The organism is Candidatus Methanomethylophilaceae archaeon, from assembly GCA_017524805.1.
In the GTDB taxonomy this organism is placed as follows: Archaea; Thermoplasmatota; Thermoplasmata; order Methanomassiliicoccales; family Methanomethylophilaceae; genus Methanoprimaticola.
The window spans coordinates 14,003-31,609 of record JAFXUX010000040.1 but is presented as its reverse complement, the minus strand read 5'-3'; the positions used below and the strand labels follow the sequence as shown (position 1 = coordinate 31,609).

Below are 17,607 nucleotides of genomic sequence, written 5' to 3'. Positions count from 1 at the left end.
CCGCTGGCGTATGATCTAGCACACGTCCAGGTTTCGTATGTTCCGGCAGTCATCGGGCTTTATCCGTCCTCATCCTCCAATGCGGAGCCCTGTGCCTCTTCCCCGGCCGAGTTCCTCTGGGTCGGGTGCATGATTTGATTCACCTTTTGCTGCTTTCACAGCAACAAAGTGCCAGATATCATAGTTATATTTAATGATTTCTATGTATCAATAACCACAATCAGCCTTGCATTTTTGTAACCCCATTATTCAGATCAAAAACAATATTTTTCTTATTCGAATGACAAATAATTTCATTTTATTGATGGAATAATAGATATTATTAAATATTAACAATTCACAAGCGCCTAATCTTCTTATTTATTAATATTAAAGAAGTCTCATCCCATTATTTCCTTTTTAACGCTATCTCTATTGGTATTAGACATTCATCTAATAAAAATTAGAAAGACTAATTCTATAACTATCTATTGCATCATAAACAATTCATTTGTCTTCTCAAAGAAGGATGCACGCAAAATCTTATAGCCAATGCGACCGTACGTCAATCACATGGATTCGTCCGTAGGCTTTGATAACGAAGAATATCTCAGGACCCAATCCGAGCACATCAGAGAACGTATCGCTCGTTTTGGTGGGAAACTCTATCTTGAATTCGGCGGAAAACTATTCGATGACTACCATGCGTCGCGCGTTCTCCCCGGATTCAAACCCGACAGCAAGATTTCCATGCTGATGCAATTCGGTTCGGACGCCGAAGCTATTGTCGTCATCAACGCCGAAGACATCGTTAAGAACAAGATGCGCAAAGACGTCGGGATCGCCTATGATCTGGAGGTCTTCAGGCTTGTGGATTCGTTCCGCGACAGAGGAATTGAAGTCTGCGGGCTTGTCATCACCAGATATTCCGGCCAATCTGCGGCGGACAGCCTCCAGAAAAAAGCGGAAGCGCTGGGACTTCGCGTATACAAGCACTATTCCATCGACGGATATCCCACCAACATAGAGAAAATTGCCAGCGATGAAGGCTACGGAAAGAATGACTTCGTGGTGACCACCAAACCTCTGGTAGTTGTTACCGCGCCTGGCCCTGGAAGCGGAAAGATGGCGGTCTGCCTCTCCCAGATCTATCACGAAACCAAGAGGGGCGTCAAAGCGGGTTACGCCAAATTCGAGACGTTCCCGGTGTGGAACCTGCCTCTGAGCCATCCCGTGAATATCGCGTACGAAGCTGCGACCGCCGATCTGGGCGACAACAACATGATTGACCCTTTCCATCTGGAAGCCTACGGAAAAACCACCGTCAATTACAACAGGGACGTCGAGATTTTCCCGGTGCTGAATGCTATTCTCGAAGGCGTCTCCGGTACATCGCCGTACAAATCTCCGACTGATATGGGCGTCAATATGGCCGGATTCTGCATAGTGGACGACGCCAAGGTCAAAAAGGCCGCTGAAAACGAGATAATCAGGCGCTATTATTCTGCCCTCAGAGATCTCAGAGAAGGAAAAAACGAAGGGGATTCACTCTTCAAACTCAAACTGTGCATGAAGCAGGCAGGGATTACCCCGACTAGCCGCAAAACCGTGGAATTCATCGGGAACGCCGAGGGGAAAGAATCGAGGCCCCTGGTCGCGATGGAGCTGAAGGACGGGACCATAGTCACTGGCAAGGCATCCCCGCTTCTTACGGCATCGTCGGCGCTTATTCTGAACGCTCTGAAGACGGTAGCAAAAATCGACGATTCCGTGCTGCTGATATCCCCGGAAGTCATCGGTTCGATGCAGAGGCTTAAGGTCGAATATCTCGGGAACAGGAACCCCCGTCTGCACATCGACGAGATGCTTGTGGCCCTCTCCATCGCGGCCAACACGGATTCCAACGCGGAGAAAGCTTTCTCGGCCCTTCCGGAGCTCAGGGGATGCGATGCGCATTCGTCGCTCGTCATTTCTCCCATCGACGAGCTTACCTACAAAAAACTGAGGATCTATATCTCTTGCGAGCCTGAATACCAGACCAACTGCCTGTTCCACGGCAGCTGAGAACATTTATTTCGGCGATAGGCGGGAAGTCGATCCGATATCGGCCCCGCCATTCGCCTTGGCATCACTCGCCGACCGTGGCTTCGGCCGACTGGATGCACTTGGTGAGGACGGAATAGGCGCTTATCATATCCGCCTCGCCGACGATGAAGATCGTGTCGGTGTGGCAGCTTACCGTCTCCTCGATGTTGATTCCGGCGTCAGACAGGTTGGTGATCAGATACGCTATGACCCCGCTGGTGTCCACGATCTTCTCCGGGGACTTGACTGCGATCTCCACCAGATTCTCCCTCACTTTTATTATGTTGAACCTGCCGACAGTGTCGATTATCCTGTCCTTGAGCATCTTGTCCGCGATTATCGTCACCGCGGAAGCCGACTGGACGCACTGCATGATGGAATTCTCGTTCCAAAGGTCCTTGAAAAGGTTGTCCATCTTGTGGAGGACCGACCAATCGTTCTTGGCGGTCACTATGCAGGTCTTGGTCCTCATCTCGAGCCTGCTGTCTTTGAGGATCCTGAGGATGCTGAGCTCGTGGTCGGTGGTAACGGAAAGCTTCGACGCATAGCGGCGGCAGGCGATCATTACGGCTTCCTCGTTGTCCACGTCGATGTCCTTCATGATCATCCTTGCCAGCTTTGAATAGTTTATCAGACCTTTGGAGACGCAATCCTTGATGCTTGGATGCGCATCTATGTAAATGCGCGTCTTCTCCGCGAGGCTCTCGCTGAGCACGTTCTTCGACATGGGGAGGGGATTGTTTTATTTTGTATATATCAGTTCCAATTGAGACATTTAGAAGGCAAAAAGGTTCGCTACGATGGTATGAGGTCAGTTTAGAAAGCAATCACGTGTCTAAACGCCATATTGTATGTTTTTAGACATGGTTTATGGAGAGGCGAGGGGGATTCCCCCGCCAAAAAAGCATCAGACCACTTTCACTACGGGGGTCCCGTCCTGAGCGAGGACCACCTGGACGCCGTTCATGTTCTTCAGGTTCTCATACAGGATATACCTCAGATAGGCTTCGTCGCTGTCGAAAGACTCGCGGACCTTGTCTACCGCGGCCTTGCTCGCTTCGGCTTCCACCTGTATGCGTTCGAGATCGATCTGGGCCTTCTCCAGCTGCTGCTGGGCGATGAGCTTCTGCTCGACGGCTTCGCTCATGGCTGTCGGAATGCGCATCTCGCGTATGATGACCTTGTCCACCACGATGCATCCGTCGCATCTGTCCATTATCTGACTGGAAAGGTTGCTGGTTATCGCGGACTCGACGTCAGACCTCTTGTCCGAGATTATCTCCAAAGCGGTGTAGTTGACGCAGGTTAGCCTGGGTACGGATCTGACTTCCTGATGGAGGATGGTAATCTTCCAATCTTCGCCGTATTCGAAACGCAGCTTCTTGACCATGCTCTGCGGGATATGGAATGTGACCGCGATATCCATATCGATCACCAGGCTGTCCTTAGTCAGGACGGATATGCCTCCGACGGTGTCTATGTCATCATCGAAGCCGATGTACTCGACGGTCTGGGTGTTGTATCTGATGTTCTCTACGTTGGCGAGCGCATATTTGGGGTCCATATGCCAGCCCTCGTCGATGACTTCGCCGATGTTTCCTGCGGGACTGTTCACGACGACGCCCTTCTCGCCGGCTCCGACCTGGACGAACGACATGCTTGCAATCAGAATGACGATCACAAAAGCCAGGATGCCGAAGGCTATCCCGGATTTGGCTCCGGACTTCCTTCCTTTGATTCCGATTATGATGCTGGCTATCGCCAACACTACTCCTATCGCGAATGGGACTACGCCCAATATCACGCTTAGTGAGACCAAGATTATGCTCGCCAAACCCAGAATAGGGCTCAGCTTGCTCAATTCCAAACTCTCCATAATTCCTGAATGGAATCATGACGTTAATCATATCTCCCCGGAAGAGCAGGCGACGGCGGATGGGGCAGCCAGATCAGCTAGAGAACCTCCGTTGGAATAGATTTCCATGCATCTTCTCGTGCATTCCCTGCAGCGCCTGAATCTGATTTCGGCCTCGGCCGCATCCCCGTAGGATTTCCAGCATCCGGCGCAGACGCAAGACCTCCCGCCATTCCTCATGAACCCCTCCACATCCGCCAGCGGATAGCCGAGGAAGATGCCGACCTCATGTGGCATCCCCTTCTCGATGAACCTGGCGCGAAGATGCCTCAGGGAACCGGCGCAATCCATCCCGCGGTAACCGTATTCGGAGAGATATCCGCCGACTTTTGGGTTGGAAAGCACGTCGGAAAGCATTTTGGGCCTGAATACGTAAACCAAAAGGGCATCGGACTCCGAGCGCAGAGCCATAGCCATGACGTCGAACGGCCTGAGAATCCTGTTCATCGAACGCAATCCGGCCATGATCTCAGTTTGCGATGCGCGCATCCTGAACATGCTCCCGCATTTGATCCCCGCCAATGTCGGTGCGCAGTGCCTGATGACCCGCTCCTCTAGCGATCCCACGCATATTCCATGGCATCCGCGGCAGCATGACGCTTTCCCTTCCATATTTAGGCTTAATTAAATCTTATTATTTATATTTAGGTATTCCTAAAATTATAACCTCCAAAGTTTAAGCGTATCGCGCGTATGACCGGGCATGAGGCTGACAGACGCGCATCTGCATCTGCGCGATGGGATCGCCGCCGAATCGTACCCGGACATGGGCTCCCTGGAGAGGTTCGTATCGTGCACCGCGAAGCCCGGCGAATGGGATTCGGGAATCCGGGACCCGCGCGCAGTGGAATCGTATGGGGTGCACCCGTGGTATTGCTCCGAATGGACGGCGGAATCGGAGAGGAAACTCCGCCAGATTCTAGATGAAGATCCTCTGGCTCAGATCGGCGAGATCGGCCTGGATTCCAAGAGGGGAACGGTAGCGGATCAGATGCCGGCGTTCATCGGCCAGCTCCAGATCGCCTCGGAAAAAGGCCGCGTCGCATCCATCCATTGCATCGGATGCGAGGACAGAGTCCTGAGCGCGATCAGGGAACACGGGAAAGGAAGTGTATGCGCCATCATCCATTCGTTCTCTTCTGAAAGCTACGCGAAACCGCTGGCCTCGCTCGGATGCATGCTCTCGTTGAATCCGCGCATATTGAAACGTTCAGAGATAAGGCTTAAGCGCCTGTTCGAGGCCATCCCATTGGACAGCCTCCTCCTGGAGAGCGATGCGCCCTATTTTGCCGAGGGTTTCGCTGGAATGGGTGATTTCGTCGCCAAGATAGCCCCCTACACTGGAAGGGAGCCAGAAGAGCTGTGCGACATTGTCAGACGCAATTTCGAGAGGTCTATCCATGGCCGAGAGCATCAGCGCAAGGACCGAGATTCTGGTCGGGAGCGAGGGAGTGAGAAAGCTCAGGGACGCGTCGGCGATTCTCTGCGGGTGCGGAGCGGTCGGCGGATACGCGTTCGAAGGCCTCGTCCGCGCCGGGATAGGCAGCATTCGCGTGGTGGACAAAGATGTCTTTTCCGAGAGCAATCTGAACAGGCAGATCCTGGCGACCCGGGAGACCATCGGCATGCTGAAGACCGAGGCGGCGAGAGCCCGCGCTCTAAGCATCAATCCCGACGTAAAAATCGAAACGATGGACGTTCTCGTATCAGAATCGACTATACCTGAGATTCTGAGCGGGGATTTCGATTTCCTGATCGATGCCATTGACACCGTGAAGATGAAGGTAGCCCTGCTCCAAGCCGCAAGCGAGCTCGGAATCCGCACCTTCTCATCCATGGGGGCCGCGCTCCACATGGACGCCGGCGCCGTACGCATCGCGCCTGTGATGGAATCCAGAGTCTGCCCCATAGCCTCCCGCGTAAGATCGTCCCTGAGAGGATACGACGCTTCGAAGATAACCTGCGTCTACTCTGAGGAGAAGCCGATCGCCATACCGGATTCCAGGGACGAGTTCGGGAAAAGCGTTCTGGGATCGATGCCCACGATCCCTGCGATATTCGGCATGGCGCTGGCTAACGAGGCGATAAAATACGTTCTCAGCAGATGATGCGGGGGCGAGCCCCCGTCCATCATGCGTGCCTTATCCCAGCAGCCTCCGAAATGTCTTTGCTTACCGTGCATAGATCGGCTTTCGAGAGGCCATGGATGTCGTCGTGGCCGGTGACGCGGGCGAAAGTTCTCAGCTCCGATCCCATTGCGCTGAGGAAATTGGCAACCCTCTGGGAGCCTGCCTCCACATCCAGACGATCCTCGAGCTCCGGATCCTGGGTGGCGATTCCCATGGGGCATTTCCCGGAGCCGCAGATCCTGTATCTCTGGCACCCCAATGCCATCAGAGGCGCGGATGCCATAGCTATCGCATCGGCTCCCATAGCGATTGCCTTGGCTACGTCCCCGCTGGTGCGGAATCCGCCGGTGATGATCAGATCCTGTACCATGCCGTGGGAATCCATGTATTTCCTGGCCCTTGCCAGCGCATAGACCGTCGGGACCGAGGATGACTCTCTGAGGAACTTCGGCGATGATCCAGTTGCTCCGCCGCGGCCGTCGATGGTGATGAAGTCGCATCCAGATTCCGAGATGAACTTCAGATCGTCCTCTATGTGCCCCGCCGAGATCTTCACGCCTATCGGAAGTCCCCCGCTCCTTTCGCGGAGCATATCCACCAATGCCTTGAGATCGCTTGGGCTGTCGATCCCAGGGAATCTGGACGGGCTTTGGATGTCCTTCCCGACGGATTTGCCGCGCATAACTGCGATAATGTTCGTCACTTTGTCCCCGGGGAGATGTCCTCCCATGCCGGGCTTGGTGCCCTGGCCTATCTTTATCTCGATCGCGTGGGAATTTCTAAGGGTCTCTGAATCGAAGGAATACTTGTTCGGCGCAAGCTCGAAGATGTAGCGATAGGAGGATACCATCTCATCGTAAAGGGCTCCGCCTTCGCCGCTGCACATGGCAGTCTTCGCCATAGCGCTCCCCTTGGCCAGAGCGATTTTGGCCCTGCCTGAAAGGGCGCCGAAAGACATATGGCTCACGAATACCGGGCTCTCCAAGACCATCGGCCGCTTCGACTTCTTGCCGATGACCGTTTTCAGAGATACTTCGGCGCCGTCGTCCATCGGGAAAGGCGATAGCTGAGCGCCAAGAATGAGGATGTCCTCGAATTTCGGCACGGGCGACAGCGTGTCCATGGCGGCGGATATACTCTTTCCGGTCAGAGCCATCTCGTGGATGTCATCCATGACGCCTCCGTCGCGCCTGACCAGCTCCGGCGGTATAGCCAGGCTTTTTTTGGGGGCTGGCGCATCGTCTGCTTTAGGTTCTGGGACCGTCGAGTCGGATACCCTGCTGAACTCGCTCTTGGGTGAGCCGCAGGTTGGACACTTCCAATCGTCGGGAAGGTCATCGAATCTGACCGGCTCCACGCTCTCGTCGTATATCTCGCCGCAAACGCCGCATTTGTATATCCCCGGGACCCAATTATCTTCAGCTTCGGGCTCCCCGACCTTCTTGAAGGCGCTTTTGGGAGACCCGCAAAGGGGGCACTTCCAATCGTCGGGAAGGTCATCGAATCTGACCGGCTCCACGCTCTCGTCGTATATCTCGCCGCAAACGCTGCATTTGTATATCGCCATGGCACGGCATCTGTATACGGCTTTAAACAGTTTCACAAAAGAAAGCTCAGCCGAGAATGTCCCAAAATCCCTTGCGATCCCCGTAATCCTGCAGAAGGCGCTGCATGTAACTCCTGAATTCCTTGGCTCCTCCGGCTTCGGACTTGTATGCCTGCTCCACATAAGATAAGAGAGAAACAGCCTGGCGGAATGAATCGTCACGGCCTTCCTTCAGAATGCATTCGAGAGCCTCCGTTGCCGTCTTCTTGGCGCAAGCCGATTGGCCGGAGCCTGACATCGCCCTGACAACCCTTGCGATGTCGAAAGATTCAGGAAACGAGAAGCTTCTGAATTCCATGCAAGATAGAACTTCCTGTGACATCCCGTTCCTGGCCAGGAAAGACAGAGCGCCGTCGTCAGCACCTTCCCCGAGCCTCTTTTCCGCCACCATGCGGATGAGTTCGTCTCTGCTCTTCCCGCTGGACATCGCGACTTTGAGCGCATATTCGCTCGGCTCGCGCAGAAGGTTCTCCGTCTCGATGCGGCGCATTGACTCGGCATCACCCAGCATCTCGAATATCTCATGGGCCGCGTTCCTGCCTTTCGCGTCCATCTCTCTTATGTCCGGAAGCATCCCTGCCAAGCGAAGACATTCGGATGTCTGGCCTGCAGGGACGATCCTCCGCATCGCCTCCAGAACCGCTTCCGGACTGCTGCCATTGGATCTGATGTAATCCTCGTATTCCCCGAGCGCAAGATACGCATCCATCAGAGCGGGATCCAGCGGATGGCTTTCGACGAGCTCCCTCAGAACCTTTGGATCCAGTTCTCCGACGAGGTCCCGCGCCCAGACTCCCCCTTCAGATGAGATGGCCTGCCAGACGGCATCGGCGGACGATGAGCGCAGTTCGATGGATGCCCTCTCCTCCCAGCTTTGGTCCGGCCATATGATGGCGCCTTCGGATTCGAGGCGGACGCATTCGTCCATCAGACGCGAATATTGGCGCAACTTTCTGTCATGCCCGCCGGACCCGCAGAAAATCTCCTCGCAGATAGAGTCCACATCGTCGGATAGGCTTTCCGAGCCGGGATCCAAATTGGATATGGCGTCCATGATGCGCTCGGAATCCCGGTCTTGGACGCGGGCGGCGACGGCTGACGCATGGGCGCAGGAATCCGAGCGGCAGAGGAAACAATAGTACGATGAGCCGTCCGATATGACTTTGGCTTCCGCTCCGTCAGAATCAACCGCCGAGAATCCGAAGATTCCATCCAAAGGGATCGGGTCTATGCGCATCGTTCCACCGAAGAGCGGTCGGCCACATAGCCCCTGACATTCGTCTCGACTATATCCGCGCACCATGACAGACGCTTGTCGATTTCCTCGCCCCAGAAACGGATGACCACCCAGCCGTCCCTTCTGAGCGCGTCATCCACCTCCGAATCCCTCTGGATGTTGCGCTCTATCTTCGGGATCCAGTAATCCCTGTTGGACTTTATCGTCCCTTTCCTTTCTTCCCAATCGCGGCCGTGCCAAAACTCTGAATCGCAGAAAACGGCGACCTTCACGCCCGGGAAAGCGATGTCCGGAGTACCTTCCGCTCCCCTGTAATTCTTTCTGTAGCGCAGCCCGCGGCTCCAGAGCTCCTTCCTCAGAGCCAACTCTATGCCGGTGTCCTTCCCTCTTATGCGCGACATGTTGTAGTGGATCTGTTCGGGAGTCTTTTTCACGCAGAGAAATCCGATGGCGCATATAAACGGGTTGCTGGGAGACCGCGGATCATCTCATCAGCCTCTGGCGGAAGGCTTTTGGTGGCTGGCCCCGCATCGCGACCTTTTATATGTAATAAGCATAACCTGCACAACCGGCGGGCTAGATACACCCGTTCGGAGGGACTGACGATGATAAAGCAGATCCAACCGGTATACAACGGCACGAAGCTGGAGAAAGAGATCCAACAGAAATGGAACTCCGAGAAAGCTTATGAGAGAACCAAAGCGCTCCGCGCGGACGGCGAGAGATTCTACTTCGTCGATGGGCCGCCTTACACGACTGGCCACATCCACCTCGGGACCGCGTTCAACAAGACGATCAAAGACATCCTCATAAGATACTGGAGGATGAACGGGCTCAACGTCCGCGACGTCCCCGGATTCGACATGCACGGGCTCCCGATAGAGGTGCAGATGGAGAAGCTCCTCGGGATCCACTCCAAGAAAGAGATAGAGGAGATGGGCATCGACAAATTCGTCTCCGCCTGCGACGAGCACGCCCATAAGCTGCACGCCGAGATGACCGAGGAGTTCAAGCAGCTGGGCGCTTGGATGGATTGGGACAACCCCTACCAGACGCTCAAGCCGGATTACATAGAGTCCGCCTGGTGGACGCTCCAGCGCGCGTACGAGAGGGGATTGCTCAACGCCTCCAGCAGGGTCGTCACCTGGTGCCCCAGATGCGAGACCGCCCTCGCCGAAGCCGAGATAGAGTACTGGGATGAGACCGACCCCTCGGTCATGGTAAGATTCCCGCTCACCGATGGAAGCGCATCGCTGCTGATCTGGACCACCACGCCGTGGACCCTCGCGTCAAACATGGCTGTCGCCGCGCACCCTGACTTCGAATACGCCAGAGTGAAGATGATCGGAGAGATAGGATCTGAGACCGTCATAATCCTGGCTTCGCAGGCCGAGTACGTCATGAAGGCCGGAGGGTACGACAGATTCGAAATCCTCTCAAAGATGACCGGCAAAGAGCTGGAAGGACTCAGCTACGTTCCCCCGTTCGAGCTCGAAGGCGTGAAGAGGAATGAGTGGACTTTCAAGGTCGTCAACGCCGACTACGTCGAGCAGGACAACACCGGATTGGTCCACACCGCCCCCGGCCATGGTCCCGACGACTACGAGACCGGGAAGAGATACGGCATGGAGCCTTTCTGCCCGGTGGCGGAGAACGGCAGATACACCGAAGAATTCCCTCTCCTGGCCGGCAAGAAAGTCAAGACGATCAACGAGGACGTCATCAAATATCTCGCAGAGACAAAGGAAGCGATCTACAACGTCGCCAAGATCAAACACAGGTACGGCCACTGCTGGAGATGCAAGTCCCCGATCATCTACAGGAACACCCGCCAGTGGTTCGTGAAAGTGCCTGAGATCAAGGAGGAGATGCTCTCGGAGATCGACCGCGTTAAATGGGTACCCGACTGGGCCGGCTCCACCAGAGAGAGGAACTGGGTGGACGGCGCAAGGGAATGGTGCATCTCGCGCCAGAGGTATTGGGGGATACCCATGCCCGTCTGGGAGTGCGAGTGCGGCGCCAAGAAAGTCGTCGGCCAGTTCGAGGAGCTCAAAGAGGGCGAAGGATACAGCGAAGGAATGAACCCCCACAGGCCTTGGATCGACGGCGTCAGGTTCAGATGCCCGGAGTGCGGGAAGACCATGCTCAGGGTTCCCGACGTCCTCGATGTCTGGTTCGATTCCGGAGTCTCCGCTTGGGCCCAGCTGGGATACCCCCACCACAAAGAGGAATACGACAAATGGTGGCCTCCCAGATTCATCGTCGAAGCCCACGACCAGACCCGCGGCTGGTTCTATTCCCAGCTGGGTGCAGGATGCATCTCGATGGACCGCGCGCCTTACGACGAGGTCATGATGCACGGATGGGTCCTGGATCCGAAAGGGCAGAAGATGTCCAAGTCCAAAGGGAACGTCATCAACCCGCTGGACCTGATCAACGAGGTCGGCGCCGATTCCATGAGATTCTACCTCATAAGATCCAACGCCCCCTGGGAGGACACGCCGTTCCAGAAAGAGGGGCCGAAGAACGCCAGGAAGGTTCTGAACACCCTGTGGAACGTCGTGAACTTCGCGTCCACCTACATGGTCCTGGACAAGTACGATCCCAAGGAGCACCCTCTGGAGAAGGCCCTGCCCAACCTTCGCGACGAAGATCTGTGGATGATCTCGAGGACCGAGAAGATGAAGGCGGAGGTCACCAGATATCTGGAGTCCAGGGAGCTCCACAAAGTCGCAAGGACGCTGGAGGACTACATCATGGAAGACCTCTCCAGATGGTATGTCTGCCTCGTCAGGGACAGGTCCTGGAGCGAGGACTCCGACGCGGAAGTCGACAAGATGGCTTCCTATTTCACCCTGCGCTACGCCATCATGAACACCACTCTGGTGCTCGCTCCGATAGCCCCGCACATAACCGAGATCATCTACGGCAGCATGGGCGGAGAGAAGGCGTCCGTGCACATGGAGGACTGGCCGAAATGCGATGCTTCACTCATACGCGAGGACATCGAGCGCAGCATGTCCCTCACGAAGGGCATCGACGAGATCGTCGCGTCCGAAAGGGCGAAGGCGTCCTACAACCTCAGATGGCCTCTGCTCAGGATAATGGTCCGCGGAAAGGATGCTGAGACCAACGACGCCGTGAGAAGGTTCGGAGAAGTTCTTGAATCCCAATCCAACGCCAAAGAGATCGTCTATCTCATGCCCGGCCAGGAGCCGCCGGAATGCGAGAAGATCATCGCAGTGGAATTCGAAGGAGGAGACGTGTTCATCGACTTCACTGTCACTCCCGAGATCGAAGCCGAGGCTCTCGCCAGAGAGGTTATCAGAAGGATCCAGCAGATGCGCAAAGACATGAAGCTCAAGGTCGAGCAGTGCATCAGCTGCGACCTGATGACGGACGAGACCCACAGCGCGCTTCTGGAGCAGTGGAAAGACGCCATCGCATCCGAAGTCAGGGCCGAGAGGCTCAGCATCACAGACAGCCCCGCAGGAACGACCGTCAAAGAATGGGAGTTCGGCGGGAAGACCGTGACCATAGGGATTTCCCCCATAGAGTGAGGATATCCCCGCCAAACGCCTTCCATCCCCGGTATGAAGGGGCCGTCACGAATGGCCCCTTGGGGATGGCATCGGTTTCTTGCAGAACAATGCTATAGTTATGGCTACGAATTTCGTAGAAATAACAATTTATTCGTAAATATCATCATTGTTTCTACGAATTTCGTATCAAACTCTCAAATACCTTATATTCTTGCATGAAGTTTTGCGACCAGGTATAACCTCCCGGATAGGGGAGGCCAAGGGGGATTCTATATCTCGAAAGTACAGCCGCTGACCGCATACAAGGCGGGAGCCATAGTCTTCATAGTTCTGTTCGTTCTATTGCTGGCTTTCATGACCACCGGGCCGGTGGATGAGGGAAGCAGATTCAAAGGGACGATCTGGGCTCTTGCTCCGCCTCTGGTGGCCATCATCCTGGCGCTTATCACCAAAGAAGTCTACTCCTCATTGTTCGTGGGCATAGTGATAGGAGCAATCTTCGCGGGTGACGGCCATCTGGAAAGCACAATGACAGTGATGTTCGAGGGCGGGTTCATAACCGTCCTCAGCGACTCGTGGAATGTCGGAATTCTGATATTCCTTGTCATCCTGGGAACGTTCGGAGCGCTCGCGCTCAAAAGCGGAGGGACCCGCGCCTATGGCGAATGGGCCCTTTCCCACATCCACAGCCGCAAGATGGCGCAGTTCGCCACCATGCTCTTGGGGGCGCTCATATTCATCGACGACTACTTCAACTGCCTGACAGTGGGTTCCGTCATGCGCCCTGTGACGGATACGCATAAGGTGTCCCGCGCCAAACTGGCTTATCTCATCGACTCCACGGCGGCGCCGATATGCATCATCGCCCCGATCAGCTCCTGGGCGGCCGCGGTATCCGGTTCCATCGACGATGCCGGGCTCGGAGACGTCCTCAACCCTTACACCCTCTTCACCCAAAGCATAGAGTACAACTTCTACGCCCTGTTCACGATCGCCGCTGTCATCTGCATCATATTCTTCGACATCAACCTGGGCCCCATGAAGAGGCACGAGAAGAACGCCCTCGACGGCGACCTTTTCACCGTGCCTTTCAACCCATCGGAAAAACATGCCGAAGAGGAAGAGGTCAGCGACAAAGGCAAGGTCATCGACCTCATCCTTCCGATCTTCATATTCCTGATTCCTGGATGCGTCCTTGGTCTGATGTACACCGGCGGATTCTTCGACGGCGCCAGCATTCAGGATTCGTTCGCCAACTGCGACGCTTCCGTCGGTCTGGTGTACGGCTCCGGCATAGCATTGATCCTCACCGTCCTTTACTTCTTGCTCCGCAGAGTCCTCAAATTCGAGGAAGTCATGAACTGTCTGCCCCTAGGATTCCGCAACATGGTCCCCGCGATTCTCATCCTGATATTCGCTTGGACCCTCTGCGAGATGACAAGAGGACAGCTCGATTCCGCTGGGTACGTCAAATCCATCGTCGTAGATTTCGGAGGTACTGCGGTCCTTCCTGCGGTGTTCATGCTCATCGCATGCTTCATCTCGTTCTCCACCGGAACGTCCTGGGGAACGTTCGGAATTCTGCTTCCCATCGTCCTCTCGGTATTCGAAGTCGGAGACCCGCTGATGATCGTCGGAGTGAGCGCGTGCCTTGCGGGATCCGTGTTCGGAGACCACTGCTCGCCTATCTCCGATACGACCATCATGTCGTCGGCCGGCGCCCAATGCAACCATATAGAGCACGTCGCCACGCAGACACCGTATGCCATCATCGTGGCTGCGATAAGCTTCGTATTCTTCCTAGCCGCCGGATTCTGGCAGAGCATTATCGTGACCGTTCTGGGCATAGCCGCCACAGTGGCCGTATTCTACATCCTGAAAAAGATGCAGGAAAAAACGCCTGAGCCTTCGGCATAAACAGATTGGCCGGGGAATCTCCCCCGGCTTTTTATTTCAGATCGGCCGCGATCGGCGGAACAGTTTGGATATGGTTTCCGAGGTCCCGTCCACAGTCTCCATGGAAGGAATCTCTTCGGGCACAACCCATCTGAAATCCTCGTTCTCTTCGTCGAGCACAGGGGCTGCGCCTGATACATCGAACCTGAACGGGTGCACTTCCCAGAGGGTCTTCCCTTCCCTCACATAAAACGCCGGCAGAGTTTTTGATGGCACTCCGACGCTGATCTTCGTCTCCTCTGAGATCTCCCTGCGGGCGGCTTCCTCCAAGCTCTCCCCGCCCTCTACCTTTCCGGCGACGAAAGACCATTTTCCAGGAAACGAATAGCATCTTTCCGGCCGCTTCAGCATGAGAACCTTTCCGTCCTGGACGACCGCGGAAGATACGCATACGCGACGCTGGACGCCTTCGATCTCGATCTCTCCCGAGTTGGCGTCCAACGAGACGATGTCCCCGTCCTTGAACATGTCTATCGATGGCACCGAATCCACCATCGGGATCGATGATATCACCGCTCCGGTGGCGACTATGATCTCTGCGCTTTCGTTTATGACCGCTGCAGGCTGCTTCCCGTGGACCATCAGATCGTACATCACGAAGGAACCCACGGTGCTGCCTTTTCCGCTGGGAAATACCAGGATCTTGCCGGCGACGTTTCCGCCGTTTCCGACGCGGACTTCCCCGGTGGAACCATCGACGCCTCCGAGGAAGCTCAAAGGCTCTGGTATCCTCAGAACCTCGCCCCTTGCCTTTCCCGGAGATATCATGCGCCCCGAAATCTTCACATCACCACCCCCAAAAGAGCCGATATGTCGCGGCACATGGCCTTCTGCGAGCACAGGGTAGGCAGATAATTCCCGGCTTTGGCTGAATTGGTGCCTGTCCTGGAGAAAACGCCTTCGATCGGAGCGACAACCATGCAAGTGTCCGCCAGAACCTTCCCGAATTGCTCCATTATCCTGACGTCCTCCGGGCATCTGGCCCTCACTTCCGCCGAAGTGCAGAACCAAATCTCGACGTCGTCCCTCACTTTCTTCTTTCCCTTGAGGAAGGACGCGATATCATGCATCTCTTTCTCTGTGAGATGCGGGCACCCTATCGCTATGAGCTCTATGTCATCGGCCACGTTCAGCTTTGAATATGCGTCTTCGAGCTCCTTCTTGCCGATCGGGATCGTCTCGAGTTCGGATATATCGAATCTCCCCGCCTCTGGAGTGGTCCCTTCGACATGGTATAGCGCGACCGACCCGGATGCGGCCATGGCGGCGGAAAGGGCTTTGGCCTCTTCGACCCCTGGCTTTATGCCTCTGAAATACGGCACGCCTTTGCCTTTCATCATGCCATATGCCTGCCCGAGCAATGAATAGGAGAATACCGATCCATCTATGTCGGCATCTATGACTGCCGTCGGTTTCCTGTTCTCATCGAGATGCAGACCATAATTGGCAGTCTTCCCAAGAATCGCAGCGGCCAGAGCTCCCGGCCCTCCCTCGCGGTTGGTCCTGGCCCCGATGTAAGAGTTCACGAACGAAAGCGCCGAGGACTCCGCCCAAGCCACGTGGTCCCCGAACTTGGGTACGTTCGCACCGGTGTACGGGGTGCATGAGCATGTCGTCTTTATGCCCATCTTCCCATACAGATCGATGATTCTGAGCTGTCTCTCAGCGAAATGCTCGGTGATGTGCATCTCCTTCCATCTTTCCCTGTCCATGCCGACTGGATTCAGAGTAGAAGGGACCGAGACTTTGGCGCCGCCGGAGACCATATCCTCCAGATACTTCAGGCCGCCGTCGCCGATCGTCTTGTAAGATGCGCCGGAAAGATGCGCGGAGGTTATGTCTATGAGACTTTCCGCGCCGTAAATCTTGCCGAGAGCTGTGACAAGCTCCATGGCTTTCTGCCTTCCTTCCCCTTCCTCACCGTTAAGTATCGCTTCCTCGGCTTTCGTAAGGTCCATGGAACGGAACCAAGCGCATCGATATTAACCGTATCGCATCGGCGCTGCCGCGGACATAGATTTATCACTGCCGATACCATCGCAGCAGGCATGATCATGCCATTCCTGGCGGCTGCTGCCGGAGGAGCCATCGGCGCGACGCTGAGATATTCCGCTTACAGGATCATCGACAGCGATTTCCCCTGGGCGACGTTTGCTGTGAACATAATCGGCTGCTGCCTCGCATCCTTCCTCATGTTCAGATACGGCGCGGATATGCATGACACTCTGAGGACGCTCCTGTTCGTCGGGATCTTCGGCGCGTTCACGACGATGTCCACCTTCTCCATAGACACCGTGGAACTTCTGACGTCCGGATCGTACTGGCTAGCGGGAGCCAACATCATCCTCAACTCTGTGGTCTGCGTATTGGGAGCGGCGGCGGGAAGGTTCCTGGCTCTGATTTAAGAATAAAAAACCGGCGCGAGGCCGGGAAGGGACATCACTGAGGGATGTTCTTTATGAATCTGAGGCAGTACGGGATTTTGTCCCCTCTGCCTTTGTGGAACTCCACGCATTCCATGCATTTCCCGTGTCTGGGACAACTAACGTTGGGGCAATTGCAATTCGGATTGAGGTCTTGTGGCATGGATGCCGAATCGTTTCTTCAATACAAATAAGATGCCATCATTCGGACGGCTTCCTTATGTCCGCGAATCTGACGCCCGGAATCGCCTTCGGGATATCTGATGGGGACATCTCGATCTGGTATCCGATCTTCCCCGCGCTCACATAAAATCTGGCATGGTCTTTGGCGCTGGAATCTACGACGACTTTCATCGGGCGCTTGATGCACATCGGAGAGCATCCGCCGTGCACATACCCGGTCACTGAAAGCAGATCGGCCGATTTTATCATGGATACCGATTTCTCTCCCACCGCAGCCGCGGCTTTCTTGAGATCCAGCCCGCCCGTCACCGGGACCACGAAAACATAATATGCCTTCTCCTTGGATTGCGTCACCAGAGTCTTGAACGCCTCTTCAGGATTCTCCCCCAGAGTCTCGGCCACTTCCATCCCGCCGAGAGCGGCATCGCCATAGGTATGCACCTTGTAGGGTATCCCCAGCTTGTCCAAATGCCTCATAGGGTTGGTCTTGACGTCCATGATGTCCCATGGCAATCCCATTTATTAATCAGCGTTACGAATCAGATAAAATAA

The 17,607-nt window shown here is 55.2% G+C and carries 15 protein-coding genes and 2 pseudogenes; 6 read left to right on the top strand and 11 right to left on the bottom strand.

Annotation, left to right across the window (positions count from 1 at the left end; genetic code table 11):
* Positions 1 to 552: 552 nt before the first annotated feature.
* Positions 553 to 2,043, top strand: a complete 1,491-nt coding sequence (locus IKP20_08545) for a DUF1846 domain-containing protein (GenBank protein MBR4504994.1) — start codon at positions 553 to 555, stop codon at positions 2,041 to 2,043.
* Between the two features lie 64 nt (positions 2,044 to 2,107).
* Here the strand turns inward: IKP20_08545 and IKP20_08540 are convergent, their stop codons facing one another.
* The 3 genes from IKP20_08540 to IKP20_08530 all read right to left on the bottom strand — a co-directional run bounded on the left by IKP20_08540 (position 2,108) and on the right by IKP20_08530 (position 4,591).
* Positions 2,108 to 2,791, bottom strand: a complete 684-nt coding sequence (locus tag IKP20_08540; GenBank protein MBR4504993.1) for an ACT domain-containing protein — start codon at positions 2,789 to 2,791, stop codon at positions 2,108 to 2,110.
* Positions 2,792 to 2,971: 180 nt separating this feature from the next.
* Entirely contained in the window at positions 2,972 to 3,925 is a 954-nt protein-coding gene (locus IKP20_08535; GenBank protein MBR4504992.1) for a hypothetical protein, read from the bottom strand.
* Positions 3,926 to 3,967: 42 nt separating this feature from the next.
* Positions 3,968 to 4,591, bottom strand: a complete 624-nt coding sequence (locus tag IKP20_08530; GenBank protein ID MBR4504991.1) for a DUF3793 family protein — start codon at positions 4,589 to 4,591, stop codon at positions 3,968 to 3,970.
* Positions 4,592 to 4,682: 91 nt separating this feature from the next.
* Between IKP20_08530 and IKP20_08525 the strand changes: the two are divergent.
* A pseudogene (locus tag IKP20_08525) lies at positions 4,683 to 5,372 on the top strand (TatD family hydrolase).
* Positions 5,373 to 5,379: 7 nt separating this feature from the next.
* On the top strand, positions 5,380 to 6,087 hold the full coding sequence (locus tag IKP20_08520) for a tRNA threonylcarbamoyladenosine dehydratase (protein ID MBR4504990.1): 708 nt from the start codon (positions 5,380 to 5,382) through the stop codon (positions 6,085 to 6,087).
* 22 nt (positions 6,088 to 6,109) lie between these two features.
* Here IKP20_08520 and IKP20_08515 read toward each other — a convergent pair whose 3' ends face one another.
* The 4 genes and pseudogenes from IKP20_08515 to IKP20_08500 all read right to left on the bottom strand — a co-directional run bounded on the left by IKP20_08515 (position 6,110) and on the right by IKP20_08500 (position 9,385).
* Positions 6,110 to 7,507: an alpha-hydroxy-acid oxidizing protein gene (locus IKP20_08515; protein ID MBR4504989.1), complete on the bottom strand. Its 1,398-nt coding sequence runs from the start codon at positions 7,505 to 7,507 to the stop codon at positions 6,110 to 6,112.
* A 42-nt stretch (positions 7,508 to 7,549) separates the two neighbouring features.
* Positions 7,550 to 7,675: pseudogene (locus tag IKP20_08510) on the bottom strand (rubredoxin).
* A gap of 46 nt (positions 7,676 to 7,721) precedes the next feature.
* Positions 7,722 to 8,951 (bottom strand): hypothetical protein, encoded by a 1,230-nt coding sequence (locus IKP20_08505; GenBank protein ID MBR4504988.1) that lies wholly within the window; start codon positions 8,949 to 8,951, stop codon positions 7,722 to 7,724.
* A complete protein-coding gene (locus tag IKP20_08500; GenBank protein MBR4504987.1) occupies positions 8,942 to 9,385 on the bottom strand; it encodes a very short patch repair endonuclease in 444 nt (147 codons plus the stop codon). Before IKP20_08500 ends, IKP20_08505 begins: the two co-directional genes overlap by 10 nt.
* A gap of 171 nt (positions 9,386 to 9,556) precedes the next feature.
* On the opposite strand from IKP20_08500, the gene IKP20_08495 reads away from it, so the two are divergent.
* Both IKP20_08495 and IKP20_08490 read left to right on the top strand, forming a co-directional pair.
* Complete coding sequence (locus IKP20_08495) at positions 9,557 to 12,511, top strand: isoleucine--tRNA ligase (GenBank protein MBR4504986.1); 2,955 nt, start codon at positions 9,557 to 9,559, stop codon at positions 12,509 to 12,511.
* A gap of 336 nt (positions 12,512 to 12,847) precedes the next feature.
* Complete coding sequence (locus IKP20_08490; GenBank protein ID MBR4504985.1) at positions 12,848 to 14,410, top strand: Na+/H+ antiporter NhaC family protein; 1,563 nt, start codon at positions 12,848 to 12,850, stop codon at positions 14,408 to 14,410.
* A gap of 36 nt (positions 14,411 to 14,446) precedes the next feature.
* Here IKP20_08490 and IKP20_08485 read toward each other — a convergent pair whose 3' ends face one another.
* Both IKP20_08485 and IKP20_08480 read right to left on the bottom strand, forming a co-directional pair.
* Entirely contained in the window at positions 14,447 to 15,235 is a 789-nt protein-coding gene (locus IKP20_08485; GenBank protein MBR4504984.1) for a DUF126 domain-containing protein, read from the bottom strand.
* The gene (locus IKP20_08480; GenBank protein ID MBR4504983.1) at positions 15,232 to 16,407 is read right to left on the bottom strand and encodes an aconitase X catalytic domain-containing protein; all 1,176 of its coding nucleotides are present in this window, start codon (positions 16,405 to 16,407) and stop codon (positions 15,232 to 15,234) included. The genes IKP20_08485 and IKP20_08480 overlap by 4 nt, the downstream gene beginning before the upstream one ends.
* A gap of 96 nt (positions 16,408 to 16,503) precedes the next feature.
* On the opposite strand from IKP20_08480, the gene IKP20_08475 reads away from it, so the two are divergent.
* Positions 16,504 to 16,854 carry a CrcB family protein gene (locus IKP20_08475; protein MBR4504982.1) on the top strand — a complete coding sequence of 117 codons (351 nt, stop codon included), beginning with the start codon at positions 16,504 to 16,506 and terminating at the stop codon, positions 16,852 to 16,854.
* Between the two features lie 34 nt (positions 16,855 to 16,888).
* Here the strand turns inward: IKP20_08475 and IKP20_08470 are convergent, their stop codons facing one another.
* Positions 16,889 to 17,035, bottom strand: coding sequence for a hypothetical protein (locus IKP20_08470; protein MBR4504981.1), 147 nt, complete (start codon positions 17,033 to 17,035; stop codon positions 16,889 to 16,891).
* A gap of 38 nt (positions 17,036 to 17,073) precedes the next feature.
* Positions 17,074 to 17,574, bottom strand: a complete 501-nt coding sequence (gene ybaK, locus IKP20_08465; protein MBR4504980.1) for a Cys-tRNA(Pro) deacylase — start codon at positions 17,572 to 17,574, stop codon at positions 17,074 to 17,076.
* Between the last annotated feature and the right edge of the window lie 33 nt (positions 17,575 to 17,607).

Excerpts from the sequence above, each read along its gene's own strand:
- IKP20_08545 (MBR4504994.1), top strand. The coding sequence starts at position 553 with ATGGATTCGTCCGTAGGCTTTGATAACGAAGAATATCTCAGGACCCAA.
- IKP20_08540 (MBR4504993.1), bottom strand. The coding sequence starts at position 2,791 with ATGTCGAAGAACGTGCTCAGCGAGAGCCTCGCGGAGAAGACGCGCATT.
- IKP20_08530 (MBR4504991.1), bottom strand. The coding sequence starts at position 4,591 with ATGGAAGGGAAAGCGTCATGCTGCCGCGGATGCCATGGAATATGCGTG.
- IKP20_08520 (MBR4504990.1), top strand. The coding sequence starts at position 5,380 with ATGGCCGAGAGCATCAGCGCAAGGACCGAGATTCTGGTCGGGAGCGAG.
- IKP20_08505 (MBR4504988.1), bottom strand. The coding sequence starts at position 8,951 with ATGCGCATAGACCCGATCCCTTTGGATGGAATCTTCGGATTCTCGGCG.
- IKP20_08495 (MBR4504986.1), top strand. The coding sequence starts at position 9,557 with ATGATAAAGCAGATCCAACCGGTATACAACGGCACGAAGCTGGAGAAA.
- IKP20_08490 (MBR4504985.1), top strand. The coding sequence starts at position 12,848 with ATGACCACCGGGCCGGTGGATGAGGGAAGCAGATTCAAAGGGACGATC.
- IKP20_08480 (MBR4504983.1), bottom strand. The coding sequence starts at position 16,407 with ATGGACCTTACGAAAGCCGAGGAAGCGATACTTAACGGTGAGGAAGGG.
- IKP20_08475 (MBR4504982.1), top strand. The coding sequence starts at position 16,504 with ATGCCATTCCTGGCGGCTGCTGCCGGAGGAGCCATCGGCGCGACGCTG.
- IKP20_08470 (MBR4504981.1), bottom strand. The coding sequence starts at position 17,035 with ATGCCACAAGACCTCAATCCGAATTGCAATTGCCCCAACGTTAGTTGT.
- ybaK (MBR4504980.1), bottom strand. The coding sequence starts at position 17,574 with ATGGGATTGCCATGGGACATCATGGACGTCAAGACCAACCCTATGAGG.